Annotated in this window: 20 protein-coding genes; 16 read left to right on the top strand and 4 right to left on the bottom strand. The window is 60.2% G+C overall.

Annotated elements, in window-relative coordinates:
* Positions 1-64 precede the first annotated feature (64 nt).
* Positions 65-979: a LysR family transcriptional regulator gene (locus ACZRMO_RS09900; RefSeq protein ID WP_017739298.1), complete on the bottom strand. Its 915-nt coding sequence runs from the start codon at positions 977-979 to the stop codon at positions 65-67.
* 269 nt (positions 980-1,248) lie between these two features.
* Between ACZRMO_RS09900 and ACZRMO_RS09895 the strand changes: the two genes are divergently transcribed.
* From ACZRMO_RS09895 to pgm, 4 genes are all read left to right on the top strand, one after another.
* Positions 1,249-2,271: a zinc-dependent alcohol dehydrogenase family protein gene (locus ACZRMO_RS09895; RefSeq protein ID WP_124524444.1), complete on the top strand. Its 1,023-nt coding sequence runs from the start codon at positions 1,249-1,251 to the stop codon at positions 2,269-2,271.
* 706 nt (positions 2,272-2,977) lie between these two features.
* Entirely contained in the window at positions 2,978-4,414 is a 1,437-nt protein-coding gene (locus ACZRMO_RS09890) for a hypothetical protein (RefSeq protein ID WP_463972761.1), read from the top strand.
* A gap of 35 nt (positions 4,415-4,449) precedes the next feature.
* Positions 4,450-5,856: an aminotransferase-like domain-containing protein gene (locus ACZRMO_RS09885; RefSeq protein WP_463972760.1), complete on the top strand. Its 1,407-nt coding sequence runs from the start codon at positions 4,450-4,452 to the stop codon at positions 5,854-5,856.
* Between the two features lie 112 nt (positions 5,857-5,968).
* Positions 5,969-7,612, top strand: a complete 1,644-nt coding sequence (pgm, locus tag ACZRMO_RS09880; protein ID WP_463972759.1) for a phosphoglucomutase (alpha-D-glucose-1,6-bisphosphate-dependent) — start codon at positions 5,969-5,971, stop codon at positions 7,610-7,612.
* Positions 7,613-7,758: 146 nt separating this feature from the next.
* Here pgm and ACZRMO_RS09875 read toward each other — a convergent pair whose 3' ends face one another.
* A complete protein-coding gene (locus ACZRMO_RS09875; protein WP_463972758.1) occupies positions 7,759-8,454 on the bottom strand; it encodes a pirin family protein in 696 nt (231 codons plus the stop codon).
* Between the two features lie 219 nt (positions 8,455-8,673).
* Between ACZRMO_RS09875 and ACZRMO_RS09870 the strand changes: the two genes are divergently transcribed.
* The gene (locus tag ACZRMO_RS09870; protein WP_463972757.1) at positions 8,674-11,121 is read left to right on the top strand and encodes a UvrD-helicase domain-containing protein; all 2,448 of its coding nucleotides are present in this window, start codon (positions 8,674-8,676) and stop codon (positions 11,119-11,121) included.
* A gap of 180 nt (positions 11,122-11,301) precedes the next feature.
* Here the strand turns inward: ACZRMO_RS09870 and ACZRMO_RS09865 are convergent, their stop codons facing one another.
* A complete protein-coding gene (locus ACZRMO_RS09865) occupies positions 11,302-11,574 on the bottom strand; it encodes a DUF1652 domain-containing protein (protein ID WP_017739291.1) in 273 nt (90 codons plus the stop codon).
* Positions 11,575-11,830: 256 nt separating this feature from the next.
* Between ACZRMO_RS09865 and ACZRMO_RS09860 the strand changes: the two genes are divergently transcribed.
* From ACZRMO_RS09860 to ACZRMO_RS09840, 5 genes are all read left to right on the top strand, one after another.
* Positions 11,831-12,640 (top strand): helix-turn-helix transcriptional regulator, encoded by an 810-nt coding sequence (locus tag ACZRMO_RS09860; protein WP_463972756.1) that lies wholly within the window; start codon positions 11,831-11,833, stop codon positions 12,638-12,640.
* Between the two features lie 49 nt (positions 12,641-12,689).
* Complete coding sequence (locus ACZRMO_RS09855) at positions 12,690-14,096, top strand: NAD(P)/FAD-dependent oxidoreductase (RefSeq protein ID WP_463972755.1); 1,407 nt, start codon at positions 12,690-12,692, stop codon at positions 14,094-14,096.
* A gap of 26 nt (positions 14,097-14,122) precedes the next feature.
* Positions 14,123-14,464 carry a cupin domain-containing protein gene (locus ACZRMO_RS09850; protein ID WP_463972754.1) on the top strand — a complete coding sequence of 114 codons (342 nt, stop codon included), beginning with the start codon at positions 14,123-14,125 and terminating at the stop codon, positions 14,462-14,464.
* Between the two features lie 60 nt (positions 14,465-14,524).
* Positions 14,525-15,604, top strand: a complete 1,080-nt coding sequence (locus tag ACZRMO_RS09845; protein WP_017739287.1) for a polyamine ABC transporter substrate-binding protein — start codon at positions 14,525-14,527, stop codon at positions 15,602-15,604.
* A gap of 212 nt (positions 15,605-15,816) precedes the next feature.
* Positions 15,817-16,374, top strand: a complete 558-nt coding sequence (locus ACZRMO_RS09840; protein ID WP_463972753.1) for a M10 family metallopeptidase C-terminal domain-containing protein — start codon at positions 15,817-15,819, stop codon at positions 16,372-16,374.
* 9 nt (positions 16,375-16,383) lie between these two features.
* On the opposite strand, the gene ACZRMO_RS09835 is transcribed toward ACZRMO_RS09840, so the two are convergent.
* On the bottom strand, positions 16,384-17,169 hold the full coding sequence (locus tag ACZRMO_RS09835) for a helix-turn-helix transcriptional regulator (protein WP_463972752.1): 786 nt from the start codon (positions 17,167-17,169) through the stop codon (positions 16,384-16,386).
* A 199-nt stretch (positions 17,170-17,368) separates the two neighbouring features.
* Here ACZRMO_RS09835 and ACZRMO_RS09830 point away from each other — a divergent pair, with 199 nt between their 5' ends.
* From ACZRMO_RS09830 to ACZRMO_RS09805, 6 genes are all read left to right on the top strand, one after another.
* Positions 17,369-18,733: an APC family permease gene (locus ACZRMO_RS09830; protein ID WP_463972751.1), complete on the top strand. Its 1,365-nt coding sequence runs from the start codon at positions 17,369-17,371 to the stop codon at positions 18,731-18,733.
* Positions 18,734-18,742: 9 nt separating this feature from the next.
* Positions 18,743-19,846, top strand: coding sequence for a DmpA family aminopeptidase (locus ACZRMO_RS09825; RefSeq protein ID WP_463972750.1), 1,104 nt, complete (start codon positions 18,743-18,745; stop codon positions 19,844-19,846).
* Between the two features lie 366 nt (positions 19,847-20,212).
* Positions 20,213-21,646 carry a serralysin family metalloprotease gene (locus ACZRMO_RS09820; RefSeq protein ID WP_463972749.1) on the top strand — a complete coding sequence of 478 codons (1,434 nt, stop codon included), beginning with the start codon at positions 20,213-20,215 and terminating at the stop codon, positions 21,644-21,646.
* Positions 21,647-21,695: 49 nt separating this feature from the next.
* Entirely contained in the window at positions 21,696-22,061 is a 366-nt protein-coding gene (locus ACZRMO_RS09815; RefSeq protein WP_463972748.1) for an AprI/Inh family metalloprotease inhibitor, read from the top strand.
* 104 nt (positions 22,062-22,165) lie between these two features.
* The gene (locus ACZRMO_RS09810; RefSeq protein ID WP_463972747.1) at positions 22,166-23,866 is read left to right on the top strand and encodes a type I secretion system permease/ATPase; all 1,701 of its coding nucleotides are present in this window, start codon (positions 22,166-22,168) and stop codon (positions 23,864-23,866) included.
* Positions 23,863-25,155 carry an HlyD family type I secretion periplasmic adaptor subunit gene (locus ACZRMO_RS09805; protein ID WP_463972746.1) on the top strand — a complete coding sequence of 431 codons (1,293 nt, stop codon included), beginning with the start codon at positions 23,863-23,865 and terminating at the stop codon, positions 25,153-25,155. The genes ACZRMO_RS09810 and ACZRMO_RS09805 overlap by 4 nt, the downstream gene beginning before the upstream one ends.

Raw genomic sequence — 25,155 nt, 5'->3', positions numbered from 1 at the left:
GTGGATTGATTTTTCCTTCAAGTAGTTGTTATTTAAGGATTTTATGGAATACAGTGGAACTCCATTACAAGCTATCGGGGTCCCCGAAAAACATCTGAATCCGCGACCGCAACCACCTTTCCCCCGGGTCATTATCCTGCGACCCACGCCACGCCATATGCAATTCAAACGAACGCACCGGCAACGGCGGTTCTTCCGCGCGCAAGCCGCCCGCAGCCGTCAAAGCCTCGGCGGCATAGTCGGGCACGATGGCGACAATATCCGTGCCCGCCAGCAACGTGCCGAGGCCGTTGAATTGCGGCACGGCCAGTACCACGTGGCGTTTGCGGTCGAGTTTTTCCAGTTCTTCGTCGATAAACCCGCTCAAGTCACCGGCAAATGACACCAGGGCATGGGGGCGGGCGCAGAAGTCGTCGAGGCTCAGGCTGCCCGGTACGCTGTCGGCCCGCAGCAGTTTTGGCACGCTGCGGCGCAGCAGTTTGCGCTTGGCGTTGGCTGGCAGGTCGGCGGTGTAGCTGACGCCGATGGAGATTTCGCCGGAGGCCAGCAGGCCGGGCATCAGGATGTAGTTGACGCGACGCACCACCAGTACAATACCGGGCGCTTCGGCGCGCAGGCGTTTGAGCAGTTGGGGTAGCAGGGCGAATTCAACGTCGTCGGACAGGCCGATACGGAATACCGCCGTGCTGGTGGCCGGGTCGAAGTCGGCGGCACGGCTGACGGCGGTGGAAATCGAGTCCAGGGCCGGGGAGAGCAGGGCGAAGATTTCCACGGCGCGGGCCGACGGTTCCATGCTGCGGCCGGTGCGTACGAACAGAGGGTCATCGAACAACCCGCGTAGGCGCGACAATGCGGCGCTGATCGCCGGCTGGCCGAGGAACAGTTTCTCGGCGGCGCGGGTCACGCTGCGCTCATGCATCAAGGTTTCGAATACGATCAAGAGGTTAAGGTCGACACGACGCAGGTCGTTACGGTTCATCTTGTGTCCTGGATGAGTCAGCGAGCTTGACGAGAGCGGCCATGAAAGAACCCCTTGGATTCGATTAGAAAAGCATGACCGGCATGAATCTTACGGGGAAAGGCTGGTACTCTGCACCGGCTAATTGAGTTTTCCTACGTTAGCCGGGGTCTTTTCCTCGGGAGCGGAATCAATGACAGGCATGTCGACTATTAATGGTGACCTGTGGTCTTACCGGGAAAGCCCAGATAGAGTTCATGGCATTAGAGGTTACTTTGACGAGGTTTGCGATGTCCCGCACGATCCGTTTTCACAAGTTTGGTCCGGCCGAGGTGCTCAAGTGCGAAGAGCATGTAGCCGCGCAGCCCGCACCGGGCGAAGTGCAGGTGCGTGTCGAAGCGATCGGCATCAGTTGGTACGACATTCTGTGGCGCCAGAACCTGGCGTCCTCCCATGCGCGCCTGCCGTCCGGCCTTGGCCATGAGATGGCCGGGGTGGTTGTCGCCTTGGGCGAAGGCGTGGATGACCTGGCCGTGGGCGATAAAGTCGCCAGTTTTCCGGCCGAGAGCCCTAATGATTACCCGGTGTATGGCGAGCAGATCGTCTTGCCCCGTTCGGCCCTGACCCGTTACCCGGACGTCTTGAGCCCTATCGAAGCCAGTGTGCATTACACCCCGCTGTTGATCGCGTACTTTGCGTATGTGGACCTGGCGCGGGTCAAACCCGGCCAATTTGCCCTGGTAACAGACGCGAGCCACTGTGCCGGTCCATCCTTTGTGCAACTGGGCAAAGCCCTGGGTGTGCGGGTGATTGCCGCCACCAAGGACAGCGCAGAACGTGAGTATTTGCTGTCGCTCGGCGCGGAAAAAGTCATCGTTACCGAAGAGCAAGACCTGCTCATGCAGATCAACAAATTCACCGATAACCGCGGCGTAGACGTGGTATTCGATGGTTTGGGTGGTCCGCAGATGTCGTTGCTCGGCGATGTGCTGGCCCCGCGTGGCAGCCTGGTGCTGTATGGCTTGCAGGGTGGCAACCAGACACCATTCCCGGCGTGTGCCGCGTTTCAGAAGAACATCCAGTTCTTTGTCCACTGCATCGGTAACTTCACCGGTAAACCGGAGCTGGGCATCACCCAGGACCATGTGGCCTTGCAGCGCGCCTTGCGTGATATCAACCAGCTCACCGCCGACCGCGTGCTGGTGCCGCTGAAAACCACAGTATTTGCGTTCAGCCAGTTTGTCGAAGCGCACCGCTACATGGACGAATGCCCGTGCCGTGAGCGTGTTGCGTTGCAGGTTGAAGCTGTTTGAGCTGTAGGAGTATTCGCAAATGAATGTATCTACATCCGAATGGATGAGGTAAATACGCCATTTGACAGGGCTTAACCCGTTCCCGGGTTGAGCCGCCGCTTGGGTCCCAAGGCCCGCAAACAATGCCTTTGTCCCTGACGCCGCACTGAATTTCAGTGCGGCGTTGTTGTGTGGGCGAAAACAAAGTCTTGGCTGCTTTTCATCTGCGCTGGTTTCAGGCGAATTTCTGTATCTGTTAATCATTATTCGAGTGCCGATAATTGTGGCCTCACTGTCATCTCAAGGATTGAGCAATGATTGAATATCTGACATCAGCGCTTCGCGCTACTCGTACTAATCGGGTCGCTACTCTGTGTGCCCGAAGGCCGGTTATTGAAAGGCACGGCCTTACAAGGGATGCGCTAATACGGTTGATTAATATACGTCGGACGCGTCTTTAATTTCCCGGTTAAAAAGGTGTAGGAAGTTGTCGGAGTATTCCTAGGTTCGCTGAGACCTCAAGCCCAGCCTGGCGCTTCAGCCTTTCTGTAGCAGCTTGGCGGCTTTAGTGAATGGGTCCTCGGCCGCAATGCTTTTGTTGCAAGGTGCTAGTGTTTATTAGTCGAAGTGCCGAGCAATAAACGTCAAGCCTACAGATGTAATGGGTCGAGCAAGTGCCAATTAAGCAATTGCTTGAAACTGATATTTCAACTTGGGTAGTAAAGCTATGAGCGTAATTCACGAACAAGCCATGAACTATGTTTACCAACAAGTTCTGCAGCGTCTGATTGGGCACTTTTCGCGTGTCGAACGTACTGCTCTTCAATTACTGATTCAGCGGATTGTGGTGGCGGCGGGCGGAATGGAGCAAGTGGGGGGCTACAAGGTGTTGGTCGCCCATGGTGGCGGTGACGTCAGCAGCTACACGCTGGCGCTGCTGCGTGCCGCGCAATTGTCGATTGCCGGTAGGGCCCCCAAGACTTTCCAGCTACGGGTAGCAACCCTGCGTCACGCTGGCATGACGCAGGCCACGCTCGATACGCTGCAGCAGGGGTACAGCGCGTTGTTTTTCCATGACGACCCGCGGGTGGAACTGCTGATGGTGGAAAACCAGGAGGTCCTGCCCTTCAATCACCAGCGGCCCCCATCGAGCGCCGGGCGGGAAGTCAGCCAGCGAGCCATGTTGATGGTCGGGCACCTGACGTCCGGAGATGTACGCGCAACGCTGTGCAATGACACCTACCTGTCCCTCGGTGATTTCTACCAGCGCATCACCACCTGGAATGGCGGGGTCCATGCGCTGGTCAGTGGTGATTCACCGCGCAAGCAGGGCCAGTACCTGGCGTGGTTGAAAAAGAACGCCTTGAAGGCGGGGGTTACCATGCCCCCCGGAAAACCGATATCGCTCAATGGGCTGTTTGCGCGAATGGAAGAGTGGAGCGTGGGTTGTTATCGCGACCTCTATGGTGAGCAGTACGTGGCGAGTGAAAGCCCGGGGCGAGGGGGGCACCGGCACCTGGCCTACATTGGCATTGCCGATCTGCTCGGCGAGGTAGACCCTGGTTCGACCCCACTGCTTAACGAGTTTCTGGCCCGCAAGCCAGACCCCCTCGGCTTCCATTTCAGCCACCCGGATTTTCCCAATCCGCTGCTGATGGCCCATCTGTCTGGATTGCAGGCCCAGTGCCTGCGCGCACTTTCCTATGAAGATGGGGTGGAAGGATTTGTCCGCCAGGCGCAGGACTACATGTGTGATCGAAAAATCCCCGAGCACCTGATTGCCGGGGCGAGCAGCCGGGATGGGCGAATGTTGTCGGCTACCTACGTCCAGGAGTTTTTTGGCCTGGAGGAGGGGCAACTGACGTGCCTGCTTTACTCACCCTTTATTCACCACGGCGCGCGGCTGGAAGGCTACTTGCGCCAATGTCACCCGGGCATGCTGGTCGCCCTGCCGGAGCTGCACAAGGTGTTGCAAGGCAAGTCGGCGGCGGAAATGCTGCAACAGTGGGTGACCGACACCAGCGGGCTGCCACTGCCGTTGCTTCAGCACCTGTATCGCAAGCGGCCGCTGGCGATCGATCACAGTGCCGGCGCACGCAGCCGACGTAGCCTGCGCTCACTGGGCGGCGCCGAATTGCGCACGTTTCAGTTGTCCGGGCGCTAGGGCATGTTTGGAATACGCCGCGCGGGTGTGTGGCAATGAACTTGCGCGGTGAGCGGCAGGCGGACTTTGCCTATCAGGCGGTGTACCGCTACATGATCAACCTGATCAACGAAGTCAGCCTTGAGACCCCCGTCAGGCTGCCGTCCCTGCGCCAACTGTCGACGCGCTTGAGTGTGTCCATCTCTACGATCCAGTACGCGTATTCGTTGCTGGAAAAGGAAGGCCGGGTCTATTCAGTGGCCAAATCCGGGTATTTTGCCTGGCCCGTGGCCGGCAACCCGCTGCTGGCATCGACGGGTGATCTGCTGGAAAGGCTCTACGCAGCGGCGCGTCGCCCCAGAATGGTGGTGCTCAGTGGTGATGAACCGGCATTGCTGGCAACGCTGGATGGCACGCTGTTGATGTTGGAGCGCCAACTGATACGCCGTTACCCGCGTCACCTGCAACCGTGGTCGCAACCCTGCGGTGTCTGGGAGCTACGGGCGGCGTTGGCGGCACGTTATACGTCATCGCCCTCGCGTTGCTGGCAGGCCGATGAGGTGTATGTCGGCGCCGACCTGCAGGGCGTACTGGAAATCCTGATCGATGTATTGGGCCTCAAGGGCACCACGTTGCTTGTCGAGTCGCCCTGCGACTGGTTGATTCTGCGCTTGTTGCAGGCCGCTGGCGTGCGCGTGGTCGAATTGCCCTGGCAGGCCGATGGCCGTTTGGACGTGATGACATTCGAGCGACTCTTGCGCGACGAGCCGGTGCACGTGGTGTTGCTGTCGTCGGTGGTCAGCTTGCCGTCCGGGGTGGCGCTATCCATGCCGGAGCGCTTGCAGGTGGCGCATCTGCTGGATCAGCACGGCTGCTGGCTGCTGGAGAACGACACCTTTGGTGAGTTGGTCTTCGGCCCCCGCCTGCCTGCGCTACGCAACCTGGTCAATCCGGAGCGGCTGATCGTGTTTTCCTCGTTCGAAAAGACCCTCGGCGCCGAAGCGCCCTTTGGCTTCGTGTTGTCCCGCCACTTGAGCAGCGAGCTGCAACGTCAATTCTTGCTGCGCTCTTTCCGTCTGTCATCAATCCGCCAGCGCGCCATTGCGCGGCTTTACCAGAGTGGGCGTTTCGACCAACACCTGCGCACGTTGCGCCAGCGTCTTCAGGAACAAGCCGAAGTCATGAGCCAGCGCCTGGATGCGCGCCTTGAAGGGCGTGTGAGCTATCGGATGCCGGCCGCGGGGGCGAGCTTTTGGCTGCAATCGCTGGCCCTGGTGGACATGCGCCAGGTGTTTCAGCGCATGGTGGCCCAGCAGGTGGTGATTGCACCGGGTGAGTTGTTCAGCCTCGGCGGCCTGCATCAGCAGCATGTACGGGTGAGCCACGCCTTCAATGGGCATCCCAACCTGGATGTGGCCTTGGACGCACTGGCCGACGCATTGCTTCAGTCGCAGGTCAATTGAGTTGATGATCGTGTGAAGTTTCTACTTTCGTTGTGGGATAGATACCATCGCGCAGTAGTCCAACACCCAGTAAACTGCCATTTTTCCGAATCCTTCTTTCTGAGGTTTATGCATGACAATCAGTCCTTTTGCGGGCAAGCCGGCGCCAGCCCAGTTGCTGGTGGATATCCCGCGACTGGTCACGGCCTACTACACCGGCCAGCCTGATGCAGCGATCTCCACTCAACGTGTCGCTTTTGGCACTTCCGGGCACCGTGGCAGCTCCTTCGAGCTGAGCTTCAACGAATGGCACGTGCTCGCCATCAGCCAGGCCATTTGCCTGTACCGTGAAGCACAGGGCATCAACGGCCCGTTGTTTGTCGGCCTCGACACCCACGCGCTGTCGACGCCAGCCGGCGCCAGCGCCCTGGAAGTGCTTGCCGCCAACGGCGTCCACGTGATGCTGGCCGAAGGCGATGAATACACGCCGACCCCGGCCATTTCCCACGCGATCATCTGCTACAACCGCGGCCGTACCAGTGGCCTGGCTGACGGTATTGTCATTACACCGTCCCACAACCCGCCGCAAAGCGGTGGCTACAAGTACAACCCGCCCAACGGCGGCCCGGCCGATACCCACGTGACCAAGTGGATCGAAGCCAAGGCCAACGAACTGTTGGCCAACAAGCTGGCCGGGGTCAAGCGCATCACCCACGCCCAGGCGCTCAAGGCGGACACCACCCATCGCCATGACTACCTCAACAGCTACGTCGCCGACCTGATCAATGTGATCGACATGGACGCCATCCGCAGCGCCGACCTGCGCCTGGGCGTGGATCCGTTGGGCGGAGCAGGGGTGCGCTACTGGTCGGCGATTGCCGAGCACTACCGCTTGAACCTGGACGTGGTGAACACCGAAGTCGATTCCACGTTCCGCTTCATGAGCGTGGACTGGGACGGCCAGATCCGCATGGACCCATCGTCCAGCTACGCCATGCAAGGGTTGATCGGCCTCAAGGAACGTTTCGACGTGGCCTTCGCCTGCGACCCGGACCACGACCGCCATGGCATCGTCACACCGTCCGGCGGCCTGTTGGCGCCGAACAACTACCTGGCCGTGTCCATCGATTACCTGTTCCAGAACCGTCCCGACTGGCGCGCCGACGCGGCCGTGGGCAAGACCGTGGTCAGCAGCGGCTTGATCGATCGTGTGGCCGCGCGCATTGGCCGTCGCCTGTACGAAGTGCCGGTAGGCTTCAAGTGGTTCGCCGATGGTTTGTTTGAAGGTTCGCTGGGGTTTGGCGGTGAAGAAAGTGCGGGGGCCTCGTTCCTGCGCAAGGACGGCAGCGTCTGGAGCACCGACAAGGACGGCCTGATCCCGGCCCTGCTGGCAGCGGAAATGACCTCGCGTAAAGGCCAGGACCCGAGCCAGATCTACCGTGGCTTGACCGACGCCCTGGGCGAGCCGTTTGCCATCCGCGTCGATGCCAAGGCCACGCCGGCGCAGAAAGCCCTGCTGGGCAAGCTGTCACCCGAGCAGGTCACGTCCACGCAACTGGCCGGGGAAAGCATCCAGCAAATCCTCAGCCACGCGCCGGGCAACAACCAGGCGATTGGCGGTTTGAAAGTCATGACTGAAAACGGCTGGTTCGCGGCGCGGCCATCGGGCACCGAGGACATCTACAAGATCTACGCCGAGAGCTTTATTGGCGAAGATCACCTCAAGCAGTTGGTGGAAGAGGCCCAGGTGTTGGTGGACGGCGCTATCGCCCAGTAACGCCACAGCCCCTAAATTTGGGAACGGGCTTGTGTGGGAGCGGGCTTGCTCGCGAATGCGGTGGTTCAGTCAAAATATAAGTGACTGACACCCTGTATTCGCGAGCAAGCCCGCTCCCACACAAGCCCGCTCCCACATTTTTTGTATCAAGCCAGATCGACCAGCACGATTTCACTGTCCTCAATTGCCGTCACCCGCAACACCGGCTCATCCTCAACCGCCACGCCATCCCGAGCTTGTGCGCGCAAGCCATTGATTTCAATCGCACCGGTTGCCGGCACCAAATACGCACGGCGTCCGCTATCGAGTCGGTACTCCGCGCTTTCCCCGGCCTTCAGGTTGGCTGCCACCAAGCGCGCATCCGCACGAATGCGCAGGCTTTCATTGTCACCGGCCTTGCCGCTGGCCAAGGTCACAAACCCGTCGCGACCCTCTTTCGGAAACGGCTTGGCGCCCCACGACGGCGGCAGTCCACCTTCATTCGGGATAATCCAGATCTGGAAGATCTTGGTTGGCGTTGCCTCCAGGTTGTATTCGCTATGGGCGATCCCGGTGCCCGCGCTCATCACCTGCACATCACCCGCTTCGGTACGGCCTTTGTTGCCGAGGTTGTCGGCGTGGCTGATGGCGCCTTCGCGTACATAGGTGATGATTTCCATATCGCGGTGTGGGTGCTGCGGGAAACCCGTGCCGGGCGCGATGATGTCGTCGTTCCACACCCGCAGGTTGCCCCAGTGCATGCGCTGGGGGTCATGGTATTCGGCAAAGGAAAAGTGGTGATGGGCGTCAAGCCAGCCGTGGTGGGCGCCGCCCAGCGTGTTGAAAGGTCGAAGTTCTAGCATGATCGTCTCCTGTGGATGGTGCCTATGATCCAGCAGCGCATGATCGATAAAAAGCGTAAAAACTGCCTGATTCCTATCGATTTAGCAGATCTATTGTTGAGGTTTTGACTTTCACTTCATCGCCTAACTGCATGACGGCAAAGCAATTGGCTGGAACTGCAGCGCGATTCCGGCGACCATGGTGTATTCGCCAGAACCAACCTCTTCACTGGAGTCCGCGTGCCGCAACACACCCCTGATTTGCCCCCAGAACTGCGCCCACTGGCAGACATGCCCCTGTTCAAGCGCCTCGCCGCGCGTCTGTTTGGTCATGGGTTGACGCGTTTGCGCGCCCAGCACCGGTTTTCCTGGCTGCATGGGCAGGCAGATGGCTTTCGCAGTGGGCACGAGGCAGGTGTCGAGTATGGCTACCGCGAAGGCAAGGCCGATGGCATCGAAGAAGGCCGGCAAGTCCTGCTGATCCGTGACTTTCGTCCCGATGAGCACCGTGCCCCCGGCGTTGACGACAGCCTGTTCGATGATTGGCGCCTGCCGCTGACCGCCGAATTGAAGAAACGCATGAAGGCTGATATCGCGCGGCTGCTGCCAGCCCATGCCCAGCCGAGCGCTGCGCAATGGAAGATGATTTTCAGCGATACACCGTCAACCTCGGTGATCGCTGGCGCGGGGGCAGGCAAATCCACCTCGCTGGTGCTGCGCATCCTGTTGCTCACCCATTACCTGGGTTTTGAGCTGAGTTCGATGACCGTGGTGACCTTCACCCGAGAGTCGCGTAAAGACTTCATCCACAAGCTCATGGAGATTCTCAGCCTGTGGGGCCAACCCCTTGGCATCAAAGAAGCCCAGGCGGTGGTGCGCACCTTTCACTCGCGCATCCTGCCGATGGTGCGCAGCCTCCCGGGCTTTGAACGCCTGCAGGCGTTCGAGAACCTCAGTGCAGGCGTTGAAGACGCAGACAGTAATCCGTTTGACCTGCGTATCAACGACGCCCAGCGCCAGCAGATGAACGCCTGCTATCACCGACTGCACGGCCAACACGCACGATTTCGCGAGCTGATCGCGCCGCTGGCCCGGCATGGGTTGCAGCTCAAGGAGCTGGAGCGTGACCATCCCGACGTGCAAAAACGCGTAGCGGTGACCGAGCTGGCGGCCAAGCGCGACGAAGAACTCTGCGACCTGGTCGAAGACCTGTGGTTTCGTGCCGGTGCCTGGCCGATCAAGGGTATAGAACCCAACCGCCAGACCGTGGAGATCAATGGCGCGCAGTTCCATTGCCATGGCTATATCCCCGAGCTGGATGCCTGGGTGGTGCTGGGCTTCGATGCCCGTGAAAACCCCCAGGTCAGTCGGCCCAATGCAAAGTTGTCGGTGCGCGCGGAGTGGGCGGTCAAGCGCACACTATTTCAAGCTTTCTGTCGTAAGCCATTAATATGGTTGGATAATTATGAGTCCTCAAGGCGCCTTTTAAGCAGTCTCGCCGGTGATGCCAGCGCCGGGCCAGGCTTTGATTACAAGGTCAAGGGCGAGCTGGCGTCGGCACCGCTGCTGGACTGCTTTGTGGTGGCTGCCGGGTTTATCGAGAACCTCGGGCTGGACGTGCCCACCGCAGTCGGCCAAATGAGCTTTGCCAAGGACGATCCAGACCGGTTTTTCTTCGAGGCCCTGAGCATTTTCTGGAAAGCCCTGGAAGATCACCTGCTCGACCAGTCGCCGCCGATCATGACCTACAACCGCATGTTCTCGCTGTTTGGCGAGAACACCCCGGAAAACCTCAAGCTGCTCAGCGATCCGCTGCTGCGGCCCTTGTCCCACCTGATGATCGACGAATTCCAGGATGTGTCGCCACAGATCGTCTCGTGGATTCGCGCCAGCCTGCGGGAGATCCGCAGTCGTGGCCCGGCCATGCACGTCGGGCGCGGCGCCCAGCGCTCTTCGCTGTTGTGCGTGGGCGATGACTGGCAATCGATCTACGGCTGGCGCGGCAGCTCGCCGAAGTACTTCATGGAGTTCAACAAGGAATTTGCGTCACCGGCCACCACCCGCGTGATGCTTGGTGAGAACTACCGCAGCCACCAGCACATCATCGACGCGGCCGAGCATATCGTGCGCGCCGCGCCGGCGATTCCTGGCAAAAAGGCCAAGGCCAGTGGCGCGCCCAAGGTGCTGGTGCCGGTCAAGGTGTTGGCGCGCGATGAGGTGGCCCTCGGGCGGCAGTTGCTGGAGCACTACCAGCGCGGTGAAACGGTGTTGATGCTGTATCGAAAAAGTAGCGATAAGTTGCTGATTCAAGAGCATATTCAGTCTGTAGTTAATGTGGATTCTAACTTGCCGCCCCATGCGCGCAGGCTCAAGCAACTGACCTATCACAGCGCCAAGGGCCTACAGGCGGATGCGGTGTTTCTGCTAGGGGATTGCCAGCATGTCACCAGCTCCCCTTACAAGAACCAGGTCTACCGTATGGCGGGGCTGGGCAAAGACGGTGACAGCGAGCCGTATGACAATGCGCAAAAGGATGAGGTGCTGCGCCTGGCGTATGTGGGCATTACCCGCGCCGTGAGCCATTGCTATTGGTACGTGGAAAAGTCCGAAGGCCAGGCGGTAAATGTGCCCAAGGCGTCGGAGCGGGTAGACGGCAAGAAGGCGTTTTTTGAGGACCTGCGCGGCTGACCTACCAACACAGTGGCCTAGGTGAGAACAATCAAAGCCAACCAACACAAAACCCTGTGGGAGCGGGCTTGCTCGCGAATGCGGTGGTTCAGTAACAAATTCAGTGACTGACACTCCGCATTCGCGAGCAAGCCCGCTCCCACACAAGCCCGCTCCCACACCAATCAGTGCTTGCCGGCGTCAGGCCCGCAAGGACTGCGGCGGCACAAACGACTCCAGCTCATCCTCCACCGCCTCAATGATCCGCTCCACATCCGCGGCATTCATCACCGTGGCGCAGGGAATACCGGCAATAGCGATCAAGGTCTCGCCGCTGGCGCGGTCGAACAGGCGGGCGACCATGCTACCGGGCGCGTCCATGCTGCCCTCGAAGCCGATTGGATGGAAATGCCAGCGCATCAGCTGGCAGGCGTTGGGGAATGTCACTTTGTTCATGTTGCCTACCTTGTTCATTGAGCGCTTCCTTTTGCTCGCGGCAGGGGCCACGACCTTCACTGGTCGTGGCGTCGAAGAGTTTAAAAATAGCATTCGTTCGTAAGTGGAAGGTGACTTTTTGCGCTCCGTTCGGCAGTTGTTTTCCTGAAGTTTGACGTGGGTCATGTCCTACTTATGAATGGGCAATATGCCATTAGTCAAAAGCTCCAATTGGCCATTGTCGGCACCTGTAAAAGTCGGCAATCTCCACGGTTTACCCGCCGCAGAGCCGCCCATGCCAAACATCGCCGCAGACGATGACGCTACGCAGACCCAAGCCACCAGCGAGTTGGTGCTGCGCCATCACTTGTGCTGGCGGCATCGCGACCTTGACGGGGTGATGTCCTACTACCACCCGGACATCCAGTACCACGATTTCTTCCAGAACCGTGTCATCCGCTACGCCGAGCTGCGCGAGTACCTGCAAGCCAGCATGCCACGGGCGGTGGACGAAGCGATTGAACACACTGACCGCATCCGCGCCGATGGCGACACGGCCTTTATCCAATACCGCATCACCCTGCGCGGTGGCCAGGGCCTGGTGTCATTTCGCACCAGTGAGGCCATTACGGTGCGCGATGGGTTGATCTGGCGGGTCAATGAATACGCGTCCCTGGTGCACGAACAGCCCGCCCAGGCGATGCGCCCCACGGTCAGCCGCCTGGGTTTGTCGCCCCAGCAACTGGGGCATATGGCCAATGACTTGCAGCAATACTTCGAACGCAAGCAACCCTATCTGGACCCCGAGCTGGATCTACAGCGGGTGTCCAAGGAATGCGGCTACAGCCGTAATCAGATTTCCTACTTGCTCAATCAAGTGTTGGGCCAGAGCTTCTACCGCTACGTGAACCAGGCGCGGCTCCAGCATTTGCTGGCGGCATTGGAGACCGCCATGCCCCCCATCAAGGTCGATGACCTCGCGTTCGCCGCCGGTTTCAATTCGTTGTCGGCGTTCTACAGTGCATTCCGCCAGCACACGGGCCAGTCGCCCAAGGCCTACCTCAAGCAAATTTCCCTGCGTGCACGCGCGCAAGACAGGCCGTAACACCGCGCTCTAGGATCAGCCCTATCGAAACGAGGTAGGGGACGCGGGCATGCCAGCATGGCGCAATATCAGCTTATGGATGGACCAACTGGACGACCCGCTGGTGGCGCGGCCGTCCCTGGAGCATGACCTGGACGTCAACGTGGTCATCATCGGCGCCGGCTTCACCGGGCTGTGGACCGCGTACTACCTGAAACGCCAGGCACCTGAGTTGAATATCGCAATTGTCGAAGCACAAACTGCCGGCTTCGGCGCGTCAGGTCGCAATGGCGGCTGGCTGATGGGTAACCTGCTGGGCGAAGACCGTTTGCTGGCGGGCCTGGCACCCGCAGCACGGCGGGCTTCCTTTGATCTGTTGCACGCTATTCCCGATGAAGTTGCCCAGGTCCTGGCCCGCGAAGGCATCGACTGTGATTACCGCAAAGGCGGCGCCCTGTACTGCGCCGCGCGTTACCCCGAACAGGAAGGCAGCCTGCGCAGTTACCTGGACAAACTCTACGCCCAGGGCCTCACGGAATCGGACTATCGCTGGCTCAGCCCACAGCAACTCGCCGAACAGATCCGCATCGCCAAGCCCTATGGCGGTATCTATGCACCCCACGTTGCAACCATCAACCCAGCCAAGCTGGTGCGTGGCCTGGCGCGAGTGGTTGAACGCATGGGTGTGCAGATCTACGAGAACAGCCCGGTCACCCACTGGCAATCCGGCAGCGTGCGCACGGCCAAGGCCAGCATCCGCGCCGCCTGGGTCGTACCGGCGGTCGAGGGTTATGCCAACACCTTGCCGCGCCTGGGCCGGTATCAACTGCCGGTGCAAAGCCTGATCGTCGCCACCGAGCCGCTGCCCGCCAGCACCTGGGACGAAATCGGCTTGAACCACGGCCAGGCGTTTGGTGAAAGCAGTCGCCAGGTCACCTACGGCCAGCGTACGGCCGACAATCGCCTGGTGTTCGGCGCCCGTGGCGGTTACCAGTTCGCCGGCAAACTGCGCCACAACTTCGATTTGACGGACAGTGAAGTGGAGCTGCGTCGCTACCTGTTTGGCGAGCTTTTCCCACAACTCAAGAACGTGCGGATTACCCATTCCTGGGGCGGCAACCTCGGCATGTCGCGCAATTTCCGACCGCACATGCTTTGCGATCACAAGACCGGTATCGCGCTCTCCGGTGGTTATGGCGGGGAGGGCGTCGGCGCCACCAACCTGGGCGGGCGCACGCTTGCTGATTTGATCCTCGGCCACGACACGCCGCTGGTCCAGCAACCCTGGGTGATCCGTGAGCGCGGCCTCGACGCGCTCAAGGCCTGGGAGCCTGAGCCATGCCGCTGGCTGGGTTACAACGCGATCATTCGCAGTTTTGTCCATGAGGACCAGGTGCTGGCCAACCCCAACAGCGCCCCTTGGCGCCGCAAGTTGGCGACCGGCGTGGCGGGCTTCATGGAAGGTTTCATGCACTAAACCGTTCCACTCACACGGGAAAACCCATGAGCATCACTCAATTCAAAGACACGCTGAACGCCCATCTGCCTGACTCGTCGCCAGTGGCCGTGCCGCTGGGTGAACCCATTGCCGTGGCCTCGACCCTCAGCGTCGAGCGCAGCGACGGCGTCGAGACTGGTATCTGGGAATGCACCCCGGGTCGCTGGCGGCGCCAGATCAAATCCCAGGAGTTTTGCCACTTCATCCAGGGCCGCTGCACCTTCACCCCGGACAACGGTGACGTCGTCCACATAAAAGCCGGCGATGCACTGATGTTGCCAGCCAACAGCACGGGTATCTGGGATATCCAGGACACCGTGCGCAAGACCTACGTACTGATTCTGTAACGCTTTGATCCTTGATCGCCTGCCATAAAAACAGCCCTAAAACCGCCAGGAAATCGAACCATGAAAGCCATTGCCCTGTTGCCCTTGATGTTGGTGGCCTCTATCAGCCAGGCCGCCGAGACGGTGAAAATCTACAACTGGTCCAGCTATATCGCGCCGGACACCACCAAGAACTTCCAGAAGCAGACCGGAATCGGTTTCAGCTACGACGTGTATGACAGCAACGAAACCCTCGACGGCAAGCTGATGACAGGCAACTCCGGGTATGACGTGGTGTTTCCGTCCAACCACTTCATGGCACGGCAGATCCAGGGCGGCGCCTTGAAAAAACTCGACAAGAGCCAGTTGCCCAACTGGAAAAACCTCAACCCGGTGCTGCTCAAAGCCCTGGAAAACAACGACCCCGGCAATGCCCACGGTTTCCCGTACCTGTGGGGCAGCACGGGCATTGGCTACAACATTGACAAGGTCAAGGCCGTGTTGGGGGATAACGCCCCGGTGGACTCCTGGGACCTGATCTTCAAGCCCGAGTACATGGAGAAACTCAGCAAATGTGGCGTAGCTATCCTCGATAACGGCCCGGAATTGCTGCCGATTGCCCTCAACTACCTCGGCTTGCCGCCCCACAGCAAGAACCCCGAGGACTACAAAAAAGCCGAAGCGTTGCTGATGAAAGTGCGGCCTTATGTGGCGTACTTCCATTCTTCGAAATACACCGGTGACCTGGCCAATGGCGATATCTGCGTGGCCGTCGGCTTCTCCGGCGACGTGCTGCAGGCCGAAAGCCGCGCCAAGGAAGCCAAGAACGGCGTGAAGATCGGCTACCAGATCCCCAAGGAAGGCGCCGCCATCTGGTTTGACATGGTGGCCATGCCCGCCGACGCCCCGGATGAGAAAGCCGGCTATGCGTTCATGAACTACCTGCTGGAACCCAAGGTAATGGCCGACATCACCAACTCGGTGCACTACGCCAACGGCAACAGCGCGGCCGATAGCTTGGTGGAGCCAGAGATCAAGGCGGATACCAAGATCTACCCGAGCGAAGAAATGATGGGCAAGTTGTTTGCGTTGGAGGCGATGCCGTTGAATATCGACCGGATTCGGACGCGGGTGTGGAACACTATTCGTATGGGACGCTAATCGCAACACCGCATTGACTGTGTTTTGGTTTGGCAAAATGTTGCTGGTTTAAAGGAAGAAACCGGCAACAACCTCATGAATAATGTGCTGCTATTTATTGCGTGGACAGCAAGTCGCCGATATTCAAATAGTGCCGAGCACGCGATAAAAATATTTGATTTTGTGTCGCGGAGAGAGTGAGGTTGGTGGAAATAGAATGTTAAGAATCCTCAATGGAAAGCGATGTCTTTGTCGTGAGAAGTTTCCCTGCGCTTGGTCTATTGCGCCTCACTAAAAATATTTCCAGAAAGGTAATCACTATGTCCTCGGTACAAAGTCTTCCGCTCATCAATAACTGGACGCACCCTGAGAACAGCCCACCCGTGTTACGGGGCACCGATAACCGTGAACGCCTCGAAGCCAAGCCCGGCAAGGACTCGGTTCTTATTGGTGGCGGCGGCGGTGACCAGTTGGTCGGTGCAAAAGGCGCCAATACGTTCAAGTATGAAAAGGCCAGCGATTCCCCGAGTAATGACCCAGACACGATTTTCAACTTCAATCCGAAACAAGACGAGATCGATGTGTCCGAGGTCTTGAAGGAGAACGGTATAACGGCCATCCATATTCAGGATGCACCACCGAAGGAAGTTGGCGATGTCCAGATCAGCCATAATATGTTTGGCGTCAGCACCCTCAGTGTAAAACTGACGCCCGAGGGGCCGTTGTTTGCTGTTCGTGTCGACAACGTAAAGTTGCTGCCTGGACATATAAATTTCTATAACAACAATTAAACGCCTGGTTCAAGGGTTTTCCAAATCATGCCCCAACGACTGGATAAACAACGAAAACAGCTCTGGCTGTGACGAGATATCCAGCTTCGCGTACAGATGTCGCCGGTGCACCTTTACGGTGTCCGGTGAGATATTCAGGCGTTCGGCCATGGCCTTGGACGAGAACCCGCGCAGCACCAGGCGGGCGATTTCCAATTCGCGCTCCGAGAGCACGCCGCAGCCGAAGTGGCTCAACGCATCGCGGATCTGGCTGTCCATCGCCGGGGCGCGCTGGGTGCTTTGTTGCCAATGCTGCTGCATCAGCGGCAACACCCTGGCGGCCACCATCGTCAGCAGTCCCGTCTCGTCAGCGCTGAACCGCCGCTGCATGCCCAGGGACAATGACAAGGTCCCGGCCCCCGGCACTTGCAGAATGAACTGCACCTCGTCTTCCAGCACGTTGTCGTGAAAGTAGTTGAGGAAGTATTCACTCTGGCGAAAATGGTCAGGCGCGACTTCCTCCAGGCGGTACACACCGCTGCTGAAACCCTCGCGGCAGGCCTGGAAAAACGGGTCGATCAAGTACAAACCATTGAGGTACACCAGCATCGACGCGGGTTTGCTGGTGGGCTGCGCGTCGTACTCCTCCAGCGCCAAGGGCGCGCCATCGGTGGGGTAGAAGATCGCCAGGGCGTTATCGAATGGCAGGCATTGTTGCAGCAACAGCACCAACTGCTTCCAGAAGCGCTCGGTACCGATGTGCGCGACCGTGCGGCCCAGGCCTGCGTGCAGGCCGACTTCCCTGAACAGGCTCATAGCGCAGGCTCCCATAGATAAAAGATCGGCCAAGGTTTCGGCTTTTGCCGGGCGACGTCAAGGGGAGTACTCCAATAGGGGAATTGGCTGACAACGGCCCAGGGGATAACGTCGGCTTCATTCAACGGGAAACATATCCCGACAAGGCTTCATTTTTCGTTTCTGCCTCACACCAAAAACAACAGCAGAGGATAACGATATGAGTGCTTCTCCCACGCCAGACGGCGTGCTTAAACCCACGCTGAGTGTGTTCGATGTGGTGGCCATCACCGTCTCCGCCGTCACGCCCGCCAGTTCTGTGTTTGTCATCGCGCCGTTTGCCATCCAGCAGGCCGGCAGCGGCGTGTTCCTGGCGTTTGTACTGGCCGCGTTGCTCGCGTTGATGTTTGCCTTTTGCTACGCCGAACTCGGCCGCGCCCACAACAGTGCGGGCGGCGAATATGTGTACGCCAAGCGGGTGTTTGGTGGCATGGCCGGTTATGCAACGTTCTTGACGGTGTTGGTGATGCTGCTGTTCATCCCGCCGGTATTGGCGACCGGCGCGGCGACGTACCTGAATAATGCGCTGGGCACAAAATTCGATTCACAAACCGTCGCCCTGGTCATTGTGGTGTGCAGTTACGCCCTGGCCATCCTCAACATCAAGCTCAACGCCTGGATCACCGGCACGTGCCTGCTGTTGGAAGTCGCGGCGTTGCTGGTGATCGTGTTTCTCGGTTTTGGCAACCCGGTGCAGCCGGCCAGCGTGCTGTTCCAGCCGCAGATCGTCGAAAACGGCGTGCTGCACCTGGCGCCCTGGGCTCTGGTGATCGGTGCGGTGGGCATTGGCCTGTTCTCGTTCAATGGCTACGGCCCGGCAGTGTTGCTGGCCGAAGACATGAAGTGCGGCGGCAAGGGCGTACACAAGGCGGTCCTGTGGTCGCTGGGGCTGGTGGTGGTGATCGAACTGGTGCCCATTACTGCATTGTTGATCGGTGCGCCGTCGCTGAATGCGATGATCAGCAGCCCGGACCCCATCGGCTACCTGCTGACTAGCCATGGCAATGAAACCCTGTCGCGCCTGGTCAGTGCGGGGATCTTTCTGTCGGTGTTCAATGCCATCGTCGCCATCGTTATCCAGATCGGCCGCGTGGTGTTCAGCAGTGGCCGCGATGCCCTATGGACGCCACGTATCAACACCTTGTTTACGCGCATTCACCCGAGATGGGATTCGCCCTGGCTGGCGACGCTGTTCCTGGCGGTGCCGTCGGCGCTGCTCAGTTTCAGCTCCAACCTCGCTGACCTCACCTCGTTCACCGTATTGCTGATTATGCTGGTGTACCTGGTGGTGGCGCTGAGCGCCTTGATGAGCCGGGTGTGGCTGCGCGATCGCGAGCATCCGTATCGTATGCCGCTGTGGCCATTGCCGGCCTTGCTGGCGGTGGTAGGCGCCGGGTATCTGCTGGCGACCCTCGTCGCTGCGGCCTCCGTGCGCGACGTGATGATCATCGCCGGCTTGCTGGCCGTATCGGTGATTTTCTATTGCATCAGTGGTCGGTCGAGTCCGGCGTACCAGAAACTGTAAGGAGTGGTTATGCGAGCACGGCAATTGGGGATTACCTTGGGCCTGGGCACACCCGGCGCGCTGAACGCCATCACCGACGTCCCGGGCGTGCGGGTCGGCCACAGCACGCTCAAGACCCGCATCAATGGCAAACAGGTGCGCACCGGGGTCAGCGTGGTGCAGCCACGTGCCGGTGAGGCGCGGCAACAACCGTGCTTTGCCGGGTACCACGTGCTCAATGGCAACGGCGATGCCACGGGCCTGGAGTGGATCAGCGAAGCGGGGTTGCTGACCACGCCGCTGGCCATCACCAACACCCACAGCATCGGCGTTGTGCGCGACACCCTGATCGCCCTGGAGCGCGAGCGCCTGGCAGACCCGGCGGTGTATTGGTGCATGCCGGTGGTGATGGAAACCTACGACGGCCTGCTCAACGATATCTGGGGCCAGCATGTCGGGCCTGAGCATGTGCGCGAAGCGCTGGACAGCGCCGAGTCCGGCCCCGTGCAGGAAGGCGCCGTGGGCGGCGGCACCGGGATGATTTGCCATGAGTTCAAGGGCGGCATCGGCACGGCGTCGCGCTGCTTGTCGGCGGAGCAGGGCGGCTGGACCGTCGGCGTGCTGGTGCAGGCCAACCACGGCAAGCGCCAGGAGCTGCGGGTCGATGGTTACCCCGTGGGCCGCCAGTTGCTGGACATTGCCTCGCCGTTCGCCGAGCGGGGCACCCCGGGCATGGGCTCCATCGTGGTGATCATCGCCACCGACGCACCGTTGTTGCCGCACCAATGCACGCGCCTGGCGCAGCGGGCGTCCATCGGCATCGCCCGCACGGGCGGCGGCACCGAGGACTCCAGCGGCGACCTGTTCCTGGCCTTTGCCACTGGCAACCGGGATTTGCCGGCGGCCGATTACGGGCGCAAAGGCCTGCCATTGAGCAGCGCGTTGCAGATGGTCAACAACGACCATATCTCGCCGTTGTTCAGCGCAGCAGCAGAAGCGGTGGAGGAGGCGATCATCAACGCGATCCTCGCCGGCGAAGACATGAGCACCGATGACGGCGTATTGGTGCCAGGCCTGCACGGCGAAACGCTATTGGCGGCTCTGCATAAAACGGGTTGGAGTATGTCCCGGTAATAGGGGGCAACTGCAATTATTAGTGCAAGTAGTGGCTGTTTAATGTCGCCAATGACACCGTGCCAATATATTGGATCCATTAACTAGTGATGCTGCACAAGTTACGCGGCTTTAGCGCTATTTAATATTTAAATAAGGGGGTGGTGTTTTTTGTCGGACAAAACCAAGTCCGCCCAACAAATACGGCACGCAACTTATTTGCGCAAATGGGTTGCCTGTTTTGCCAGCAGGAAAAGATGTAGACGAAAGATTTCAAGTTGTGTCAGTTTTCTTACGCCTTCAAAAGAGGCGAGTGATAGGACGATCTCGCCCGCGGGGTTCCTATCGATCAAAGACTGATGCACTTGCAAACAAGGAAGTACGTTTATGTCAAAAGTTAAAGACAAGGCTATCGTGTCGGCGGCGCAAGCCAGCACCGCTTACTCGCAAATCGATAGCTTCAGCCATCTGTATGACCGTGGCGGCAACCTCACGGTCAATGGCAAACCGTCCTACACCGTCGACCAGGCCGCCACCCAGCTGCTGCGCGACGGTGCGGCCTACCGGGACGTTGACGGCAACGGCAAGATCGATCTGACCTACACCTTCCTGACCTCGGCGTCGTCCAGCACCATGAACAAACATGGTATCTCGGGCTTCAGCCAGTTCAGCGCCCAGCAGAAAGCACAGGCCGCGCTGGCCATGCAATCCTGGGCGGATGTGGCCAACGTCACCTTCACCGAGAAGGCCAGCGGCGGTGACGCCCACATGACCTTCGGCAACTACAGCGGCGGCCAGGACGGCGCGGCGGCGTTTGCCTACCTGCCCGGCACCGGCGCAGGCTACGACGGCACTTCGTGGTACCTGACCAACAGCAGCTACACGCCGAACAAGACCCCGGACCTGAACAACTATGGCCGGCAGACCCTGACCCACGAAATCGGCCACACCCTGGGCCTGGCGCATCCCGGCGACTACAACGCCGGCGAAGGCGCACCGACCTACAACGACGCGTCCTATGGACAGGACACGCGCGGCTACAGCGTCATGAGCTACTGGAGCGAAAGCAACACCCACCAGAACTTCAGTAAAGGCGGGGTCGAAGCCTACGCTTCCGGGCCGCTGATCGACGACATTGCCGCGATCCAGAAGCTCTACGGCGCGAACTACAACACCCGTGCCGGCGACACCACCTACGGGTTCAACTCCAACACCGGGCGCGACTTCCTCAGCGCCACGTCCAATGCCGACAAGCTGGTGTTCTCGGTGTGGGACGGCGGTGGCAACGATACCCTGGACTTCTCCGGTTTCACCCAGAACCAGAAGATCAACCTCAATGAGGCCTCGTTCTCCGACGTTGGCGGCCTGGTGGGCAACGTGTCCATCGCCAAGGGCGTGACCGTGGAGAATGCCTTCGGTGGCGCCGGCAACGACCTGATCATTGGCAACAACGCGGCCAACCTGATCAAGGGCGGTGCCGGCAACGACATCATCTACGGTGGCGGCGGGGCCGATCAACTGTGGGGCGGCGCGGGCAACGACACCTTTGTGTTCGGCGCCAGCTCCGACTCCAAGCCTGGGGCTGCGGACAAGATCTTTGACTTCACCTCGGGTTCCGACAAGATCGACCTCAGCGGTATCACCAAAGGCGCAGGCCTGACGTTCGTCAATGCGTTCACCGGGCACGCCGGCGACGCGGTACTGACCTACGCCGCAGGCACCAACCTAGGCACCTTGGCGGTAGACTTCTCTGGGCACGGCGTGGCGGATTTCCTCGTCACCACCGTGGGCCAGGCCGCCGTCAGCGACATCGTGGCGTGATGTAGCAGCGCGGCGTTTCGGCGCCGCGTTCCCCCGCTGGAGCGTGAAGATGCAGCGTTTTACCCACTTTATCGCCTGCGTGGTGCAGGTGATGTTCATGTCGGCAGGAGCCCCCGTTATGGCGAGTAGCCTTGTTTTACCCAGCAGCGCCCAATTGGCCGGGCATTGGCAACTGCACCAGCAGGACCAAGTCTGCGCCCTGGACCTGCTGGCCCCCAATGCCGTGCGTGGCGATGTCGAGTGCGCCGAGCAGTGGCTGGGGGACTCCCCGAAGACCTGGCTACCGACGCCGGACGGTATCTGGCTGATGAATGCCGACGGCACGGGCATTACCCATTTGAATCGCCAAAAGAACGGTGAATACAAAGGCCGCACACTTTCCGGTGCCGAAGTGATATTGCAACGAGCCCCTTAGTTATTGGTTATAAGCCTATAACTTGATTTTATTAGTTGCTCGCTCCGTTATTCGGGGTGCGGGTAACTATTGCGCGCTATTTGGTTCAAGGAAGATCGCAAGCTATGGCCACGCCGCCTTTATTCAAAGCGCTGGGTGAATACAAGAGTGTCTTGCTCAGCGTTGGCTGTTTCACGGCATTGATTAACCTGCTGATGCTGGTGCCGTCGATCTACATGCTGCAAGTGTATGACCGCGTGCTGTCCTCCCAGAATGAAACCACCCTGGTGATGTTGACGCTGATGGTCGTGGGCTTCTTTGTGTTTATTGGCACGCTGGAGGCGATTCGCAGTTTTATCGTGATCCGCATCGGCAGCCAGTTGGAGCGGCGTTTCAACCTGCGCGTGTACAAGGCGGCGTTTGAGCGCAACCTGCAACGCGGCCAGGGGCATGCCGGGCAGTCGCTGGGGGATTTGACCCATATCCGCCAGTTCATTACGGGGCCGGCGCTGTTCGCTTTTTTTGATGCGCCGTGGTTTCCCATCTACCTGCTGGTGATCTTCCTGTTCAACGTCTGGCTCGGCGTGCTGGCCACCGCTGGCGCGCTGCTGTTGATCGGCCTGGCGTGCCTCAACGAATACCTGACGAAAAAACCCTTGGGCGAAGCCAGCGGCTACTCGCAGCAATCCACCCAACTGGCCACCAGCCATTTGCACAATGCCGAGACCATCCAGGCCATGGGCATGCTCGGCGCCCTGCGCCAGCGCTGGTTTGCCGTGCATTCGCAGTTTCTCGGCTTGCAGAACCGGGCCAGCGACACCGGCTCGGTGATCACCGCCCTGAGCAAATCCCTGCGCTTATGCCTGCAATCGCTGGTGCTGGGCCTGGGCGCGCTGCTGGTGATCAAAGGCGAGATGACCGCCGGTATGATGATTGCCGGTTCGATCCTGATGGGCCGCGTGCTCAGCCCCATCGACCAACTGATTGCGGTGTGGAAACAGTGGAGTTCGGCCAAGTTGGCGTACCAGCGTCTGGACGCGTTGCTGCGCGAAAGCCCCGAGGCCGTGGAGCCGATGAAATTGCCGGCGCCCAAGGGCCAGGTCAGTTTCGAGCAGGTCAGCGCAGGCCCACCAGGGTGGCGGGTGGCGACCCTGCATCAAGTCAGCTTCAACCTCGGCGCCGGCGAAGTGCTCGGCGTGCTCGGTGCTTCGGGCTCGGGTAAATCCACCCTGGCCCGCGTACTGGTGGGCGTATGGCCGACCCTGGCGGGCACCGTGCGCCTGGACGGTGCGGATATCCATCGCTGGGACCGCGACGACCTCGGCCCGCACATCGGCTACCTGCCCCAAGACATCGAACTGTTCAGCGGCAGCATTGCCGACAACATCGCGCGGTTTCGCCAGGCCGACCCGCAGCTTGTGGTGCAGGCCGCGCAACAAGCCGGGGTGCATGAACTGATCCTGCGCCTGCCCCAAGGCTACGACACGCTGCTGGGCGACAACGGCGGCGGTCTGTCCGGCGGGCAGAAACAACGGGTGGCCCTGGCCCGGGCGTTGTACGGCGGGCCCCGGCTGATCGTGCTGGATGAGCCCAACTCTAACCTCGACACGCTGGGCGAGGCCGCGCTGGCCAGCGCCATCGTGCAGATGAAAGCCCAGGGCAGCAGCGTGGTGCTGGTCACCCACCGTTCGGCGGCGTTGGCCCAGGCCGACAAGTTGCTGGTGCTCAACGAGGGCCAGTTGCAAGTGTTCGGCCCCAGTCAGGAAGTGCTGCGGGCCTTGTCCGGGCAACGCGAACAACCGCCTCAAGCAAGGATGCCAGCATGATCCACGAACAACACGACGCGCGTTTTTTTGTGCGCATGGGCTGGCTGCTGACGGTGCTCGGTGCCGGTGGATTTTTCCTCTGGGCCAGTTTGGCGCCACTGGACCAAGGCATTCCGGTGCAAGGCACGGTGGTGGTGTCGGGCAAGCGCAAGGCCGTGCAAACCCTCAGCCCGGGTGTGGTCAGCGGGATTCTGGTGCGTGAAGGCGAGGCCGTTAAACAGGGCCAGCCGCTGTTTCGTCTTGATCAGACCCAGCACCAGGCCGACGTGCAATCGCTGCAAGCGCAGTACCGCATGGCCTGGGCCAGCGTGGCGCGTTGGCAGAGCGAGCGTGACAATCGCGCCAGCATCACCTTTCCTGCCGAGCTGAGCAGCGATGCCGATCCGGCCGTGGCGCTGGTCCTGGAAGGTCAGCGCCAATTGTTCAGCAGCCGCCGCGAGGCCTTTGCCCGTGAGCAGGCCGGGATCCGCGCGAATATCGACGGCGCCACCGCGCAACTCGGCGGCATGCGCCGGGCACGCAGCGACCTGACGGCCCAGGCCCAATCCCTGCGTGATCAACTGGGCAACCTGCAACCCTTGGCCGACAACGGCTATATCCCGCGCAACCGCCTGCTGGAGTACCAGCGCCAGCTGTCCCAGGTGCAGCAGGACCTGGCGCAGAACACCGGCGAAAGCGGGCGGGTGGAGCAGGGCATCCTCGAATCGCGTCTGAAACTTCAGCAGCACAGCGAGGAATACCAGAAGGAAGTGCGCAGCCAACTGGCCGACGCGCAACTGCGCAGCCTGACCCTGGAACAGCAACTGACCTCGGCCGGCTTCGACCTGCAACACAGCCAGATCAACGCGCCGGCCGATGGCATTGCGGTCAACCTCAGCGTGCACACAGTGGGCGCGGTGGTGCGCGCCGGGGAAACCCTGCTGGAGATCGTGCCCCAGGGCACGCGCCTGGAAGTCGAAGGGCGCCTGCCCGTGCATCTGGTGGACAAGGTTGGCACCCAACTGCCGGTGGACATCCTCTTCACCGCCTTCAACCAGAGCCGCACGCCACGGGTACCGGGGCAAGTCAGCCTGATCTCGGCCGACCAGATGCTCGATGAAAAGACCGGCGCGCCGTATTACGTGCTGCGCACCACGGTCAGCGACATGGCGCTGGAGAAACTCCACGGCCTGGTGGTCAAGCCCGGCATGCCCGCCGAGATGTTTGTGCGCACCGGCGAGCGCTCGTTGCTCAACTATCTGTTCAAGCCGCTGCTGGATCGCGCCGGTTCCGCGTTGACCGAGGAATAA

The organism is Pseudomonas sp. B611 (assembly GCF_055407965.1).
This window is presented reverse-complemented; position numbering and strand designations above follow the sequence as displayed.

Bases quoted from the DNA above. Each gene is read 5' to 3' on its own strand.
- ACZRMO_RS09900 (WP_017739298.1), bottom strand. From the start codon at position 979: ATGAACCGTAACGACCTGCGTCGTGTCGACCTTAACCTCTTGATCGTA.
- ACZRMO_RS09895 (WP_124524444.1), top strand. From the start codon at position 1,249: ATGTCCCGCACGATCCGTTTTCACAAGTTTGGTCCGGCCGAGGTGCTC.
- ACZRMO_RS09890 (WP_463972761.1), top strand. From the start codon at position 2,978: ATGAGCGTAATTCACGAACAAGCCATGAACTATGTTTACCAACAAGTT.
- ACZRMO_RS09885 (WP_463972760.1), top strand. From the start codon at position 4,450: ATGAACTTGCGCGGTGAGCGGCAGGCGGACTTTGCCTATCAGGCGGTG.
- pgm (WP_463972759.1), top strand. From the start codon at position 5,969: ATGACAATCAGTCCTTTTGCGGGCAAGCCGGCGCCAGCCCAGTTGCTG.
- ACZRMO_RS09875 (WP_463972758.1), bottom strand. From the start codon at position 8,454: ATGCTAGAACTTCGACCTTTCAACACGCTGGGCGGCGCCCACCACGGC.
- ACZRMO_RS09865 (WP_017739291.1), bottom strand. From the start codon at position 11,574: ATGAACAAGGTAGGCAACATGAACAAAGTGACATTCCCCAACGCCTGC.
- ACZRMO_RS09860 (WP_463972756.1), top strand. From the start codon at position 11,831: ATGCCAAACATCGCCGCAGACGATGACGCTACGCAGACCCAAGCCACC.
- ACZRMO_RS09855 (WP_463972755.1), top strand. From the start codon at position 12,690: ATGCCAGCATGGCGCAATATCAGCTTATGGATGGACCAACTGGACGAC.
- ACZRMO_RS09850 (WP_463972754.1), top strand. From the start codon at position 14,123: ATGAGCATCACTCAATTCAAAGACACGCTGAACGCCCATCTGCCTGAC.
- ACZRMO_RS09845 (WP_017739287.1), top strand. From the start codon at position 14,525: ATGAAAGCCATTGCCCTGTTGCCCTTGATGTTGGTGGCCTCTATCAGC.
- ACZRMO_RS09840 (WP_463972753.1), top strand. From the start codon at position 15,817: ATGGAAAGCGATGTCTTTGTCGTGAGAAGTTTCCCTGCGCTTGGTCTA.
- ACZRMO_RS09835 (WP_463972752.1), bottom strand. From the start codon at position 17,169: ATGAGCCTGTTCAGGGAAGTCGGCCTGCACGCAGGCCTGGGCCGCACG.
- ACZRMO_RS09830 (WP_463972751.1), top strand. From the start codon at position 17,369: ATGAGTGCTTCTCCCACGCCAGACGGCGTGCTTAAACCCACGCTGAGT.
- ACZRMO_RS09825 (WP_463972750.1), top strand. From the start codon at position 18,743: ATGCGAGCACGGCAATTGGGGATTACCTTGGGCCTGGGCACACCCGGC.
- ACZRMO_RS09820 (WP_463972749.1), top strand. From the start codon at position 20,213: ATGTCAAAAGTTAAAGACAAGGCTATCGTGTCGGCGGCGCAAGCCAGC.
- ACZRMO_RS09815 (WP_463972748.1), top strand. From the start codon at position 21,696: ATGCAGCGTTTTACCCACTTTATCGCCTGCGTGGTGCAGGTGATGTTC.
- ACZRMO_RS09810 (WP_463972747.1), top strand. From the start codon at position 22,166: ATGGCCACGCCGCCTTTATTCAAAGCGCTGGGTGAATACAAGAGTGTC.
- ACZRMO_RS09805 (WP_463972746.1), top strand. From the start codon at position 23,863: ATGATCCACGAACAACACGACGCGCGTTTTTTTGTGCGCATGGGCTGG.